14 protein-coding genes and 1 pseudogene are annotated in these 14,371 nt (G+C 64.0%); 7 read left to right on the forward strand and 8 right to left on the reverse strand.

The window, feature by feature from the left end:
• Positions 1–9 precede the first annotated feature (9 nt).
• The 6 genes from VF194_RS17270 to VF194_RS17295 all read right to left on the reverse strand — a co-directional run bounded on the left by VF194_RS17270 (position 10) and on the right by VF194_RS17295 (position 6,526).
• A complete protein-coding gene (locus VF194_RS17270) occupies positions 10–984 on the reverse strand; it encodes a mitochondrial fission ELM1 family protein (RefSeq protein WP_330892435.1) in 975 nt (324 codons plus the stop codon).
• Complete coding sequence (locus tag VF194_RS17275) at positions 978–1,733, reverse strand: MBL fold metallo-hydrolase (RefSeq protein ID WP_330892436.1); 756 nt, start codon at positions 1,731–1,733, stop codon at positions 978–980. Before VF194_RS17275 ends, VF194_RS17270 begins: the two co-directional genes overlap by 7 nt.
• 11 nt (positions 1,734–1,744) lie before the next feature.
• A complete protein-coding gene (locus VF194_RS17280; RefSeq protein WP_330892547.1) occupies positions 1,745–2,548 on the reverse strand; it encodes a TatD family hydrolase in 804 nt (267 codons plus the stop codon).
• 8 nt (positions 2,549–2,556) lie between these two features.
• Positions 2,557–4,110, reverse strand: coding sequence for a methionine--tRNA ligase (gene metG / locus VF194_RS17285; protein WP_330892437.1), 1,554 nt, complete (start codon positions 4,108–4,110; stop codon positions 2,557–2,559).
• 80 nt (positions 4,111–4,190) lie between these two features.
• Complete coding sequence (locus VF194_RS17290) at positions 4,191–5,981, reverse strand: tetratricopeptide repeat protein (RefSeq protein ID WP_330892438.1); 1,791 nt, start codon at positions 5,979–5,981, stop codon at positions 4,191–4,193.
• Positions 5,978–6,526 carry a hypothetical protein gene (locus VF194_RS17295; RefSeq protein ID WP_330892439.1) on the reverse strand — a complete coding sequence of 183 codons (549 nt, stop codon included), beginning with the start codon at positions 6,524–6,526 and terminating at the stop codon, positions 5,978–5,980. Before VF194_RS17295 ends, VF194_RS17290 begins: the two co-directional genes overlap by 4 nt.
• A 73-nt stretch (positions 6,527–6,599) precedes the next feature.
• Here VF194_RS17295 and VF194_RS17300 point away from each other — a divergent pair, with 73 nt between their 5' ends.
• From VF194_RS17300 to chrA, 6 genes and pseudogenes are all read left to right on the forward strand, one after another.
• The gene (locus tag VF194_RS17300) at positions 6,600–7,610 is read left to right on the forward strand and encodes an aspartate carbamoyltransferase catalytic subunit (protein WP_330892440.1); all 1,011 of its coding nucleotides are present in this window, start codon (positions 6,600–6,602) and stop codon (positions 7,608–7,610) included.
• Between the two features lie 18 nt (positions 7,611–7,628).
• A complete protein-coding gene (pyrC, locus tag VF194_RS17305; RefSeq protein ID WP_330892441.1) occupies positions 7,629–8,933 on the forward strand; it encodes a dihydroorotase in 1,305 nt (434 codons plus the stop codon).
• 2 nt (positions 8,934–8,935) lie between these two features.
• Positions 8,936–9,580, forward strand: coding sequence for a glycerol-3-phosphate 1-O-acyltransferase PlsY (gene plsY / locus VF194_RS17310; RefSeq protein ID WP_330892442.1), 645 nt, complete (start codon positions 8,936–8,938; stop codon positions 9,578–9,580).
• On the forward strand, positions 9,552–9,689 hold the full coding sequence (locus tag VF194_RS19880; RefSeq protein WP_414656120.1) for a hypothetical protein: 138 nt from the start codon (positions 9,552–9,554) through the stop codon (positions 9,687–9,689). Before plsY ends, VF194_RS19880 begins: the two co-directional genes overlap by 29 nt.
• Positions 9,658–9,846, forward strand: a pseudogene (locus VF194_RS17315) (DNA-protecting protein DprA); the annotation flags it as partial. The gene VF194_RS19880 and the pseudogene VF194_RS17315, both read left to right, overlap by 32 nt.
• Positions 9,847–9,888: 42 nt before the next feature.
• On the forward strand, positions 9,889–11,082 hold the full coding sequence (gene chrA / locus VF194_RS17320) for a chromate efflux transporter (protein ID WP_330892443.1): 1,194 nt from the start codon (positions 9,889–9,891) through the stop codon (positions 11,080–11,082).
• Between the two features lie 83 nt (positions 11,083–11,165).
• Here chrA and VF194_RS17325 read toward each other — a convergent pair whose 3' ends face one another.
• Together VF194_RS17325 and VF194_RS17330 are read right to left on the reverse strand one after the other, a co-directional pair.
• The gene (locus VF194_RS17325; protein WP_330892444.1) at positions 11,166–12,599 is read right to left on the reverse strand and encodes an NAD-dependent succinate-semialdehyde dehydrogenase; all 1,434 of its coding nucleotides are present in this window, start codon (positions 12,597–12,599) and stop codon (positions 11,166–11,168) included.
• An 84-nt stretch (positions 12,600–12,683) separates the two neighbouring features.
• Positions 12,684–13,349 carry a 2OG-Fe(II) oxygenase gene (locus tag VF194_RS17330; RefSeq protein WP_330892445.1) on the reverse strand — a complete coding sequence of 222 codons (666 nt, stop codon included), beginning with the start codon at positions 13,347–13,349 and terminating at the stop codon, positions 12,684–12,686.
• 98 nt (positions 13,350–13,447) lie between these two features.
• Between VF194_RS17330 and VF194_RS17335 the strand changes: the two genes are divergently transcribed.
• Positions 13,448–14,371 (forward strand): ATP-binding protein, encoded by a 924-nt coding sequence (locus tag VF194_RS17335; protein WP_330892446.1) that lies wholly within the window; start codon positions 13,448–13,450, stop codon positions 14,369–14,371.

A 14,371-nucleotide genomic window follows, 5' to 3' on the forward strand; every position in this document is an offset into this window, starting at 1 on the left:
GCAGCCGGCTCAGTCCCAACCGAACCGTTGGCGCACTTCGGCTGCGATATGGTCCATGTCATCGAGCCGGCCGCTCTTCCACTGCATCAGCCGGCCGTCGAACCACTGGATGAGGCCTCGCTTGAGCAGGCTATCGAAGAACTGCTCGAACCGCTTTGAGCGGCCCGGCAGGCGGACGACCATAACCGGCTTTCCGGTCGAGCAGGCCTCGGAAATCATGGAGACGGAATCGCAGGTCACAATGATCGCATCGGCCAGCCCGAGAAAGCCGAAATAGGGGTTGGGCCCCTTCCCGTCCCACAGCGCCGCCGGCAGGCTGGCCAGACCGCCGCGCAGGACGTTCATCTCAGCCTCGCCGGTCCGGCGCGAGGCGGTGACCAGAAAGCCGCAGCCAGACCGCTCTGCCATGTGACGGAGTTGCGAGACGAAGTCGCGCATCCATTCTTCGTCGAGTGCGAAGTAACGGTTATTTCCGCCGATCAGGACCGCGACGCGCGGATTTGGCAGCCGGGCATATTCCTGGCGGATCGCTTCCGCGCCGCTTTCCAGCTTCAATCGCGTCACCCGATGCAGCGCGGCGTGGGAAACGATGACGTTGTCGCCACGGACACGATCATGCTCCGGCACGATCAGCAGGTCCCAGTATTTCGGGGCAGCCTTCGGATCCTGGATATGGATGATCGTGGTGCGTCCACGGCTCGCCCGCTTGATCGCCAGGGCCAGCAGCGCCGATTTCCGGCCGCAGGTGATCAGGACATCCGGCCAGGGCTCCTGCAACAGCGCCGCGCTGCCCGGCTTCAGCGCCTTCAGCGAGGCGAAAGCCGGGTGCATCGGCGCCCAGGTATAGGGCCAGCGGTATTCGACCTCGAAGCTTTGCGGCAGGCCGAAGCCGCCGCCGGCGAACAGCGCCTCGGCCAGGCCGAGGGCCTGGTTCAGCATGCCGACGGCGCCCTTCTGCGACACCGCCCAGATCGTTTTCAGCATTCGATCACCATGCCGTCATAGGCCGGCTCGATCCCAGGCGGCAGCTCGGCTTTCAGCTTGTTATAGTCCAGTTCGATATTCATGTTGGTCAGGATCGCGCGTTCCGGCTTCAACCGCGCAATCCAGTCCAGTGTTTGCGCGACATGGCTATGGGAGGGATGCGGCGCGTAACGCAGCGCATCGACGATCCAGATCTTTACCCCGGCCAGGGCGGCAAAGGCATCCTCGTCCAGGGCGACGACATCGTTTGAATAGGCAAGATCGCCGAAGCGGAATCCGAGCGACGTGATATTGCCGTGCCGCTGACGGATCGGGATGATGCCGAGTGCGCCGATATTCAACGGACCGTCGATGACCTGGGCTTCTATGATCGGCGGGTAGCCATCCGCGCTTTTCTCGAAGCAATAGCCGAATTTCCGCTTCAGCCGGTCAAGGGTGAATTGATCGGCGTAAGCCGGCATTCTTTTGTGTGCCGCATAGGCCAGAAAACGAATGTCGTCGATGCCATGCGTCTGGTCGGCATGATCATGCGACCATAAGACCGCATCGATCTGGGTAATGCCGTTCGAGATGAACTGGTTGCGCAGATCGGGACTGGTGTCGACCAGAACGCGCGTGCCGTTGCCTTCCACCAGAATCGAACTGCGGCTGCGCCGGTTTTTCGGTTCAGCCGGATCGCAGTCGCCCCAACTGCCATCGATCCTCGGGACGCCGGGTGATGCACCACAACCCAGGATGATCGCGCGCATCTGCACGGGCCTCAGGCTGCGCGGCGGTCGGACACCGCGCTGTGCGGCACCTTGTCAAACAAACGCAGGAAATTCGCGGTCGTCCGTTCGGTGACCTCCGCCACGCTGACATTCTTCAGCTTGGCCAGGAAGGCCGCCGTATGGACTACGAAAGACGGCTCGTTGCGTTTGCCCCGCAGCGGCACCGGCGCAAGATAGGGCGCATCGGTTTCGACCAGCAGGCTTTCCAGCGGCAACGCCTTGGCGGTTTCCTGTACCTCGCGCGCCTTGTTGAAGGTCAGGATGCCTGAGAACGATACCATCATGCCGTATTTGACGGCCAGTTCAGCCAAAGCCTGGCCGGAGGAAAAGCAATGCAGCAGGCCCTTGAAGGTCCCGTTTGCCATTTCCGCATCCAGGATCGCCGCCGTATCGGCGTCGGCGTCGCGGGTATGGATGACGACCGGCAGACCGGTTTCCCGCGCCGCTGCGATATGGGCAAGGAAGCAGCGCCGCTGCGCCTCCCGGTCGCTATGATCGTAGAAGTAATCCAGCCCCGTCTCGCCGATGCCGACCACCTTCGGATGTCTGGTCAGTTCGATCAGCTTGGCCGTTGTCAGACCGATATGGTCGTCCGCCTCGTGCGGATGCACACCGACGGTGCAGTAAACGTCCGGGTAGGCTTCTGCCACGGCCAGCACGCGGTCGAACTGGTCCAGCCGCGTGGAGATCGTCAGCATCAGGCCGATTCCGGCATCGCGGGCGCGCGCGATGACGGCATCGCGTTCTTCGGTGAAATCCGGAAAATCCAGATGACAATGGCTGTCGATCAGCAAAGCCATCGTCAGTTGCCCTCCTTCGTCTCGACGTGACGGGGGAAGACGCCCTGCGGCGGCGGCAGCGGCGCTCCGGCGCGCAGGCGGCCGCTTTCGCCAAGATAGGCGAAGCTGCGTGCCGGTTCGGAGACGGCGAGCTGATCCAGCATCTTTGCCGCCGATTGCGGCATGAACGGCTGGGCCAGGATGGCCAATTGCCGGATTGCTTCCAGAAGCGTCCACAGCACGGTCTGCATCCGCGCCGGGTCGGTCTTGCGCAGGGTCCAGGGTGCTTCGACGTCGATATATTTGTTCGCCGCATCGACGAGGTCGAACCAGGCCTGCAGCGCGACATGGATCGCCTGTTCGTCCAGTGCCTGGCGCATCTGATCGACAAGGCTGTCGGCCTGCGCCAGCAGGGTTTCGTCGGCCTCGCTCAGCGGCCCGGGCGTCGGCACGGCGGCATTCGTGTTCTTGGCGCAGAACGACAGCGTGCGCTGCGCCAGGTTGCCGAAGCCGTTCGCCAGTTCGCTATTGATGCGGCCGATGATGGCGGCTTTGCGGAAATCGCCGTCGTTGCCGAATGGCACTTCCCGCATGAGGAAATAACGCGTCTGATCGAGGCCGTATTCGCTGATCAGGCCGAGCGGATCGATCACGTTGCCGAGCGACTTGGAGATTTTCTGCCCTTCGTTGGTCCACCAGCCATGGGCGAAGACACGCTTCGGCGGCGCCAGATCGGCGGCCATCAGGAAGGCCGGCCAGTAGACGGCATGGAAGCGCAGGATGTCCTTGCCGACCATATGCAGATCGGCCGGCCAATAACGCTTGTACATGCCGCCATCGACATCCGGATAACCGGCCGCAGTGATATAGTTGGTCAGCGCATCCAGCCAGACATACATCACATGGGCTTCGTCGCCCGGCACCGGAATGCCCCATTTGAAGGTGGTGCGCGATACCGAAAGGTCTTTCAGGCCGCTTTTGACGAAGCTGATCACTTCGTTGCGGCGGCTGGGCGGCAGAATGAAGCCGGGATTTTCATCGTAGAACTTCAGCAGCCGGTCGCCCCAGGCCGACAGTTTGAAGAAGTACGACGGCTCCTCGACCCATTCGACCGGCGCCCCGGACGGCGCCAGCTTCTGGCCGTTCGGGCCGTCCTGCAACTCGTCCTCCTGATAGAAGGCCTCGTCGCGTACGGCATACCAGCCGGCATATTTGCCGAGATAGATATTGCCGGTTGCCACCAGCTTCTGCCACAGCGTCTGCACGGCTTTGACATGTCGCGGCTCGGTGGTGCGGATGAAATCGTCGTTGGAGAAATTCATCGCCTTCGCCAGATCCCGGAAGGTCTGGCTGACGCGATCGCAAAAACTTTGCGGATCGGTTCCGGCCGCGTCGGCCGATTTCTCGACCTTTTGGCCGTGTTCGTCCGTCCCGGTGAGGAACATCACGTCATAGCCGTCCAGCCGTTTGAAACGGGCCAGCACATCGCAAGCAAGCGACGTATAGGCGTGCCCGATATGCGGCTTGTCGTTGACGTAATAGATCGGCGTCGTGACGTAATAGCTTTTATTGGTCATAGGCTTGAACGTAAGGCAGGAAGGCCGGACTTGCTAGGCTGCTGCGCCGCCCGGCGCGGCATTAGCTAGCACCCTGACAGCTATTTTGCCAGCGATTCCAGCCTTTTTATGGCGGCCTGGACCGGCACTTCCCAAACCCCCGCGGCCGGGCTGCGGAAGATGCGCATGGAGGGATACCACGGCGTGCCGTCGCCCTCCGCCATGAGATAGAAAAACAGGCTCTTGCCGGCCGGTGCGAAGACCCAGACGGGCCGGCCTTGCGCACCCGCCAGATGCGCGGTCACATTGGAGACCGTCAGCGTGAGATCGAGCGCCGCGATTTGAGCGGCCAGCGCATCGAGATCGTTCTGCGCGTCGATTGCCGGATCGGCGATGTAACGCTCGCCGAACAGGGCGCGGAAAGCGGCATGTTCGGCATCCGTGGCGCCGTATTGCAGGCAGATGAAGCGGCAATCCGCGACGGCAGCCAATGGCGCGAGATCGGCAGGCCGCAGGGACTTGCCCTCCCCCAGCTTCGGATTGGCGCTGCGCCAGGACAGTCCGATCAGGCGGTCGTTCGACATGCCGCAATAGCGGGCCCGCAAACCCTGGGCGCGATTCTGATCCGCTTTCAGATATGCCAGACCGGGCGGCGGCCGATCCGGCAGATCGCCCAGCGCGGCTTGGGCATCGAACGCCGTGTCCAGAAGCGATGCGGCCGGTTCCCGTCCCTCTTCGGCGAAGGCGATGTTGGGAAAACTGCGGCGCAGCAGCGGAATGAGGCGGGGATCGGTCTCGAGCGTGACCCGGGCGCCCTGCGCCAGCAGGTCCGGGAGATACTGTAAAAACAATAGCCGATCGCCCAGCCCCTGCTCGCCCCATAACAGCAGGCGCTGCCCGTCTTGCGCGCCGGCATGCCGCCAGGCAGGCCAGGGCCACTGCCGGCGCGGCAAGGGCGGCTCAGCCTTGCGCCAGCGCCAGGCAAAAGCCGGCCAGCCCGGTGCGAAGTCGCCCGTCGCAAGTGCTGCCAGGGCATAATTCCACTGTGTCTCGGCATCCTCGGGCCGCCGCGCCAGGGCCTCGCGGTAGCTGCGGATCGCCGCCGCCATCTCGCCCAGATTGTGACGCGCCAAGGCCAGCGCCGCATGGGCTTCGGGATGGCCCTGGCTGACGACCAAAGCCTGCTCCAGCAGCGGGATGGCTTCGGCAGTCCGCCCCAGCTCCCGCAAGGCCGCCCCCATGTTGATCAGCGCCGACGGATAGTGTGGCCGCAATTGCAGCGCCTGCCGGAAATGCTGCAACGCGGCCTCATGCTGGCCCGTCGCAACCAGCAGATTGGCGAGGTTGTTGTGGCATTCCGGCGCCTGCGGTGCCAGGCGCAGCGCCTCCTGCGCGGCCTTGACCGCCTCGGCCAGTTCGCCCAGCTCGCGCAGGCAGCTCGCCAGTTGCAGCCAGGCCGCCGGATTGGCCGGGCGAAGCCGGATGGCCCGGCGATAGCCCTTCGTCGCTAGATCCCAGTTCCGCCCCAGCCGCTGCGTCTCCGCCCAGATGTATTGGGCATCCGGATCGTTCGGCGCCAGACGCTGTACAGTGTCGGCGGCAGACGTCGCAGCCTCGGTTTGCCCGGCGGCGAGTAAGGCTTCGGCATAGCTCAGCCAGAGTGCCGGCTGGTCCGGCACCATGTCGATGGCGCGGCGCAGCAGGGCCGATGCCTCGTGTGCGCGGGAGGTCTGCACCAGCAGCCGGCCAAGCAGGTTATAGGCATCGAGGGCTTCCGGTGCCGCGGCCAGCACGGCTCGATACTGACGCTCCGCCTCGGCGAATTCCCCCCGCCGATGCGCCTCCAACCCGGTCTGCAGCTGGCCCAGCGTCGCCGTCGAGGCTGCGGTCACGGGGCGAACCGGAAATCGGGGACATCGACACAGCGGTCGAGCAGCCGCTTCAGTCGCTGCAGGACCTCGTCTTCCAAGGCGCCGAGCATGTCGGGAATCAGATCCCTTGGTATGTCCTGTTTCACGTGCTGGCGGAAATCGGTCAGCGCGTCCTGTTGCATCAGAAAAACGGCTTGGGCGAAATAGTTGATGACGCCGCGGCGATCCAGCGCTGTCAGATAAGCGCCCATGCCGCGCAGCAACGCGTAATAGGCGCGTATCTTGATGCCGATGACTTCCCGCAGGATCGGCTCGCGCGTCGTCGCGGCGATATTGTTCAGCTTGCTTTCGATGACGTCGCAGAAGGACAGGAATTCCTGCACCCGCCGGAAGCCGTCGGCATAATCGGCAAACGGCAGAAATGTCGCCGAATCATACATCTTGCCGGTCGCGACCTGGACTTCACGTGCCCGGCCGTTCAGCACCTGCAGCAGGCGGACAGCCTCGCCGACCGGGTCCTGGCCGGTGGCAAGCTCGACACGATCCTGACGGTACACCTCGCTCATGGCATCATTATGAGCAGAAAATGTTAACGGTTTGATTGCTGCCGTCCCGCTCACCGTGTAAGATGATTCGTCGATGTCCGCGAGTCGAGCCGCCAATCCCGCCGAGCAGACCGGTCACCGGTCGCCGGCCTCCTTTCCCCACCGCCATCTTCTTGGTACTGAAGGGCTTTCTGCCGAAGATATCCAGATTCTGCTGGATCATTCCGACCGCTTCGTCGAGCTGAATCGGGCGGTTGAGAAGAAGCAGAGCAGCCTGCGCGGCCGCACCATCATCAATCTTTTCTTCGAGAATTCGACCCGGACCCGGACCTCCTTCGAGTTGGCCGGAAAACGGCTGGGTGCGGATGTCATCAACATGTCGGTTGCCACCTCCTCGGTGAAGAAGGGGGAAACCCTGATCGACACGGCGATCACCCTGAATGCCATGCATCCGGATTTGCTGGTGGTCCGCCACCAGGATTCCGGTGCCGTCGCCCTGCTCGCCCAGAAAGTCGGCTGCGGTGTGATCAACGGCGGCGATGGCAGCCATGAACATCCGACCCAGGCCCTGCTGGATGCATTGACCATCCGGCGGCGCAAGGGGCGCCTGGAAGGTCTGTTGGTGGCGATCTGCGGCGACATCCTGCATAGCCGGGTCGCCCGTTCGAACATCCACCTGCTCAACACGATGGGCGCCAGAGTGCGGCTGATTGCGCCGCCGACATTGTTGCCGGCCTATGCCGAGCGGCTGGGCGTCGAAGTCTATCACGATATGCGCAAAGGCCTGACGGATGTCGACATCGTCATGATGCTGCGCCTGCAGATGGAGCGCTTCCATGGCTCCTTCGTGCCGTCGACCCGGGAATACTTCCACTTCTATGGCTTGGACCAGGACAAATTGGGTTTCGCCAAGCCGGATGCCCTGATCATGCATCCGGGGCCGATGAACCGCGGCATCGAGATCGACACCGAGGTCGCCGATGACATTCATCGCAGCGTGATTCACGAGCAGGTGGAAATGGGCGTTGCCGTCCGCATGGCCTGCCTGGAACTGCTGGCGCAACATCTGCCGAACTGGCGCAGCGCCAATCCGCCCGGCATGTAAGGACGGGATACGACAATCATGGCTCGCCGCCGCAAGCTCTACACCAACGCGCGCCTGCTCGACCCGGCTTCCGGCCTGGACGTCAAAGGAGCCCTGCTGACCGAAGGCGATCGCATCGTCGATCTCGGCGTGAAGCTCGCCAGCGGCAGCTTTGCCGGCGACACCGAGATGATTGATTGCCAGGGGCACTGCCTGTCCCCCGGTCTGATCGACATGCATGTCTGGCTGCGCGAACCGGGCGCCGAGCATCAGGAAACCATTGCGACCGGCGCAAGGGCCGCTGCCGCCGGCGGCGTCACCACCATGGTGGCCATGCCCAATACCGACCCCGTGATCGATGAAGTCGCGCTGGTCGAATTCGTCGCCCGTCGTGCGGCCGACAGCGCCGTGGTGCGGGTGCTGCCCGCGGCAGCCATCACGCGCGGCACCAAGGGCGAGGAAATGACCGAGTTGGGCCTCTTGGCTCAGGCCGGCGCCGTCGCCTTCACCGACGGGGAAAAGCCGGTCGCCAATGCTCGGCTGATGCGACGCGCATTATCCTACAGCAGCGCCTTCGATCTGCTGCTGATGCAGCACAGCGAGGAACCGTCCCTGGCCAAGGACGGCGCGATGAACGAGGGTGAAATTGCGGCCCGGCTCGGCCTTGCCGGGATTCCGGCGATTGCCGAGACCATCATGCTCGAGCGCGACATCCGGCTGCTCGAAATCACCAATGGCCGGCTGCACGCCTCGCATCTGTCGACGCGTGATTCCTTCGACGCGGTGCGGCGCGCCAAGCTGCGCGGCCTACGGCTGACGGCCGGCGTCGCACCGCATAATTTCGCGCTCAATGAACTGGATGTCGGCGACTACCGCACCTTCGCCAAGGTTAAGCCGCCCCTGCGCGTCGAGGAGGATCGCAAGGCCGTGGTCGATGCCATCGCGGACGGCACGGTGGACGTCATTTCGTCGGCCCACTCGCCGCAGGACCCGGAAAGCAAGCGCTTGCCTTTCGCGCAGGCGGAATTCGGCGTGATCGGGCTGGAGACGCTGCTGCCGCTGACCTTGGAACTTTACCACAACGGTTCGGTACCGCTGTTGAAGCTGCTGGCATGCCTGACCTGCAATCCGGCGAAGCTTCTCAAGCTGGAGAGCGGCCGGCTGGCGCCTGGCGCACCGGCCGATCTGCTGATCTTCGATCCCGACGCGCCCTGGCGTGTCGATGAGAAGAAGTTTCGTTCGAAGGCGAAAAATTCGCCCTATGACGGCCGCCGCGTACAGGGTCATGCGTTGCGTACGGTTGTTGCCGGCGAGACGGTCTTCCAGCGCAAGCGGGAAACCTGACCATGCCTGATCCGATTTCCTGGTCTTTCGACGCGCCCTATTATCTGGCGGCCATCCTGCTCGGCTATGTGCTGGGCTCGATCCCTTTCGGTCTGGTCCTGACCAAGCTCAGCGGATTGGGCGACATCCGTAACATCGGTTCCGGCAATATCGGCGCCACCAATGTGCTGCGAACCGGCCGCAAGGATCTCGCCGCACTTACGCTGCTGCTCGATGGCGGCAAGGGTGCTGCCGCCGCCCTGCTGGCAAACATGTATGGTCCCGACTTGATGGTGGCCGCGGCTTTTGCAGCCTTCATCGGCCATCTGTTTCCGGTTTGGTTGAAATTCCAAGGCGGCAAGGGCGTTGCGACCTATCTTGGCGTGCTGCTGGGTGCCGCCTGGCCGGTCGGTGTATTGGCCTGTCTGGTCTGGCTGGCAACGGCATTGATCAGCCGCTACTCCTCGCTTTCGGCATTGATGGCTGCCCTGCTCGCCCCGTTTTTCGCCTGGTATTTCGTCTCGCCGCAGATTGCCGAACTGGCAGCCGCCATGTCGGTGCTGGTTTACATTCGGCATCACGCCAATATCGCACGCCTGTTCAAGGGCGAGGAACCGAAGATCGGCAAGAAGAAGACGGATGGAGATCAGCCCGCGACCTCTCAGTGATACCGAGAAGCGCGACTGGCTGCGGCTGATCCACAGCGAGAATATAGGGTCGATCACCTTCCACACCCCCCTCTCCGCCCGGCGATGGCGAACTGGGCCGCGCCCATGACGAGCTCGAGCGTCTTCTGTCGCCGACACCAGTGTTGATCGACGAACTGATCCGCCAAAGCGGCATGCCTTCGGCGCTGGTCCATATGGCCCTGACGGAAAAGGAGCTGAGCGGCGTGCTGCTCCGCCATCCCGGCGGCAAGGTCTCGACGGCCTGAAATTTTTGCAACATTGTGGGCCGAACATGGGGTGGAACGAAAATGGGCGCTGTCGGCTCTCCTGGCGAGGTCTTTCGTGTTTTCCTGAAGCTTGGCCTGACCTCGTTCGGCGGCCCGATCGCCCATCTCGGGTATTACCGTAACGAGTTGGTGCTGCGCCGGCGCTGGATCGACGAGGAAGGCTACGCCGACCTTGTGGCATTGTGCCAATTCCTGCCCGGCCCGGCCTCCAGCCAAGTCGGCTTCACGCTCGGCGTTCTGCGCGGGAACGGCCTCATGGGAGGCCTGGCCGCCTGGCTCGGCTTCACGACGCCGTCGGCACTCGTTCTCTTCGCTTTTGCGCTTGGCGCTGCCGCCTTCACCGGGCCGCTGGCGGACGGTTTTCTGCACGGCCTGAAACTTGTCGCCGTGGCCGTTGTGGCGCAGGCGATTTGGGGCATGGCCCGCAGCCTGGCGCCGGACCGCCAGCGCGCCGGCATTGCCTTGGCCGCCGTGGCCCTTGCCGTATTCGTCGGCGGCTCGCTGGGCCAGATCGCGGCCATTATTTTCGGCGCTCTGGCCGGATACCGGCTCTGCCCCAGCGACCGGCCGGCCGGCGCCGGCCATCTGGCATTCCCGGTTTCGCGGCGTCAGGCCATGATGGCGCTCGGCCTGTTCGGGTTTCTTTTCGTACTGCCGCCCATCATCGCCGGCGCGGGAGGGAATCAGGGCGTCGCATTATTCGATGCCTTTTATCATTCCGGCGCCCTGGTCTTCGGCGGCGGCCATGTCGTTCTGCCGCTGCTGCAGGCGGAAGTGGTCGCGCCGGGCTGGACGACGAGCGAGGTTTTCCTGGCCGGATATGGCATGGCCCAGGCTGTGCCCGGGCCGCTATTCGCATTTGCGGCTTATCTCGGGGCGATTGTCGATCCGGCACCGCATGGCCTCCTCGGCGCGGCGATCGCCCTGGTTGCGATCTTCCTGCCGGGCCTGCTGCTGGCCTATGGAATGCTGCCGTTCTGGGACAGGTTCCGCTCGTATCCCGCGGCGCAGGCAGCGATGCGCGGCGCCAATGCCGCCGTGGTCGGCATTCTGGCGGCCGCGCTGTACCATCCGGTCTGGACCAGCGCCGTGCTGTCGCCGCAGGACTTTGCCGCCGCTGCGACCGGCTTTCTTCTCCTGACAGTCTGGAGGGCGGCGCCTTGGATGGTCGTTCTTGTGCTGGCGGCATTCGGGACCTTGTCCGCGATGCTCTGATTTGTCGATCCGGATCCGCCCTGTTTTTCTCGGCGTAAGAAAGGGGCCCGCAGACCCCTTTCACGCGATTTGACGGCTGCGGCCTACAGCCCGACCTGGGTGATGAACTTGGTGTTCAGGTAGGCCTCGATGGCTTCCGAACCGCCTTCCGAGCCATAGCCCGAATCTTTCACGCCGCCGAAGGGCACTTCCGGCAGGGCCAGGCCGTGATGGTTGATCGACACCATGCCGGACTCGAAAGCTGCGCCGATCGCAGCGGCGGTCTTGGCCGACTTGGTATAGGCATAGGCCGCGAGGCCGTACGGCAGGCGGTTGGCTTCCGCGACCACATCGTCGAACTTCGAGAAGGGCATGATCGGCGCGACCGGGCCGAACGGCTCCTCGTTCATGATGCGCATATCGTTGTTGATGTTGGTCAGCACGGTCGGCTCGAAGAAGTTGCCCTTGTTGCCGATCCGCTTGCCGCCGGTCTCGACCTTGGCGCCCTTGGCGACGGCATCGGCAACGAACGCCTCCATCGCCTGCACGCGGCGGTCATTGGCGAGCGGCCCCATGCGGGTATCCTTGTCGAGGCCATCGCCGACCTTGAGAGACTTGGCAAAGTTGGTGAAGCCCTCGACGAACTTGCCATAGACCGATTCATGCACCAGGAAGCGGGTCGGCGAGACGCAGACCTGGCCGGCATTGCGGTACTTGTTGGCGCTCAGAACCTTCACGGCGGTATCGACATCCGCATCCTCGAAGACGATGGCCGGGGCATGGCCGCCGAGTTCCATGGTGATGCGTTTCATATGCTTGCCGGCCAGCATGGCGAGATGCTTGCCCACCGGGGTGGAGCCGGTGAAGGTGATCTTGCGGATTACCGGATGCGGGATCAGGTATTCCGAGATCTCGGACGGCACGCCATAGACGAGCTGGATCACGCCCGCCGGCACGCCGGCATCGACATAGGCCTGGATCAGGGCGGCGCAGCTCGCCGGTGTCTCTTCCGGGCCCTTGAGGATGATCGAGCAGCCCGCGGCGATGGCGGCCGAGCATTTGCGGACCGCCTGGTTGATCGGGAAATTCCAGGGCGTGAAGGCGGCGACCGGACCGACCGGCTCCTTCACCACGAGCTGATACACGCCCTCGGCGCGCGGCGGCACGATACGGCCATAGGTGCGGCGCGCTTCCTCGGCGAACCAGTCCATGATATCGCCGGCCAGCATGGTTTCGCCCTTCGCCTCGATGAAGGGCTTGCCCTGCTCCATCGTCATGATCTTGGCGATGTCGTCGGCGCGGCTGCGGATGATGTCGGCCGCCTTGCGCAGCACCTTGTAGCGATCGAAGGCCGAGACCTTCTTCCAGGCCTTGAAGCCCTTGTCGGCGGCGGCCAGCGCCCGGTCCAAGTCGGCCTTTTCGGCATGGGCGACCTTGCCGATCTCCTCGCCGGTGGCGGGGTTCAGTACGGGCAGGAATTTGCCGCCGGCGCCCTTGCTCCAGGCACCATCGATATACAGGGAGACTTCAGGATACATGTTTCCTCCTTACCAATCCGGGCGAGCGGGGATTGCAGAGGCCGGATTATGGCGGAAACGTTGTCCTGCCGCTAGGTATACGCTCTAGCCTGCGGCGCGTACCGGCTGGTCGGGGAATGCCAGCTCGTGGCGGGCGCGCCAATCGGGAATGACATAGTTGACGATGAGCGACCGGCGCACGCCGTCGATCGGTCGCGGCTCGAAGCCATGCCAGGTATTGTCCCCGGGGATGAAGATCAGGCCTTGGTTGAAGGCCGCCGGCGCCCGGCCGACCCGGCGCTTGTCCTTATCGTAGAGGTCGGTGCCCCAACCCGCTGCGCCCGGTGCCGTCGACAGGTAGATCAGCATGGTGAATTTCTTGGCGCCGATATCGGTATGCGGCTCAAGCCAGAAGCCGCGCGTGTCCTGGCAATATTCGATGCGCAGGTAGTTGCCCGCCAGTCCGGCGCCGGTGGCCTGCTCGAGTGCGGCGACGGTCTCCGGATCCTGAAAGCCGGCGGCGAGGTTGCGGCAGACCGGCTGCTCATTCAGCAGAGCGCCGGCGAAGAATGCGCGGCTTTCGTTATGGCTGTCGCGCTTGCCGAAGGTTTCACCGATCTGCGCCGGCGTCAGGGGCAGGTCGACCACCGCGGCCGCCGTTTCCAGCGGCAGAACGCCATCCAGCAGCCAATGCGGATAAGGCTCTTTCGGCGCCGTGGCGGCCTGCAGGCTGCCGAGGAAATGGCGGCGGATGGCGCTGGGCTGGGGCATGGCGATCTCCCGGGAACGGTTCCCCGGCTTTACCCCGGTCCCTCAATCACGGTATTGATCTGTCTCAATAAACCCCGGAATCGTCGGACAAACAGCTCATGCCGCCTCGCCCCGCCAAAGCCGCCCCCGTCCCGTCCTCCCAGCCCGCTTTCGATGCGGCCAGCCTGGAGCGGATCGCTGCCGCGCTCGAACGGATCGCCCCGCCGGCCCCGCCGCCTTTCGACGACAAGGCGGCCGATGCCTTCATCTGGCATGCCGAGCCGGCGCCCGGCTGGCTGGAGCCGATCCCGGTGGTCAATGCCGTGCCGCTCAGCCTGCTGCAGGGCGTCGAGCGGGTGCGCGATATCCTGCTCGACAACACCAAGCGTTTTGCGAAGGGCCTGCCGGCCAATAATGCCCTGCTCTGGGGCGCGCGCGGCATGGGCAAGTCCTCGCTGGTCAAGGCCGTGCATGGCGCCATCAATGCCGCCAAGGCGCATGTCCTCGCGCTCGTCGAGATCCATCGCGAGGACATACCGACCCTGCCGCAGCTGCTGAAGCTGCTGCGCGCCTCAAAGCGCCGGTACGTGCTATTCTGCGACGACCTGTCCTTCGATGCCGAGGATCAGCATTACAAATCGCTGAAAGCGGTTCTGGAAGGCGGTATCGAGGGTAGACCCGAGAATGTGATCTTCTACGCCACCTCGAACCGGCGTCATTTGCTGCCGCGCGACATGGTGGAGAACGAGCGCTCCACCGCGATCAATCCCGGCGAGGCTGTCGAGGAAAAGGTTTCCCTGTCCGATCGTTTCGGCCTCTGGCTCGGCTTCCATGCCTGCAGCCAGGAGGATTATTTCGCCATGCTGGACGCCTATTGCGCGACCTATGGGCTGAAGATCGGTCAGAAAACCCTGCGCGCCGAAGCGGTCGAATGGGCCATGACGCGCGGCTCCCGCTCCGGCCGTGTCGCCTGGCAATTCATCCAGGATCTCGCCGGCCGGCAGGGCAAACGGCTGACTGCGCCTGCCCACAAAGCCGACTGA

Origin of the sequence: Ferrovibrio sp., from assembly GCF_036381655.1 — a bacterium.
In the GTDB taxonomy this organism is placed as follows: Bacteria; Pseudomonadota; Alphaproteobacteria; order Ferrovibrionales; family Ferrovibrionaceae; genus Ferrovibrio.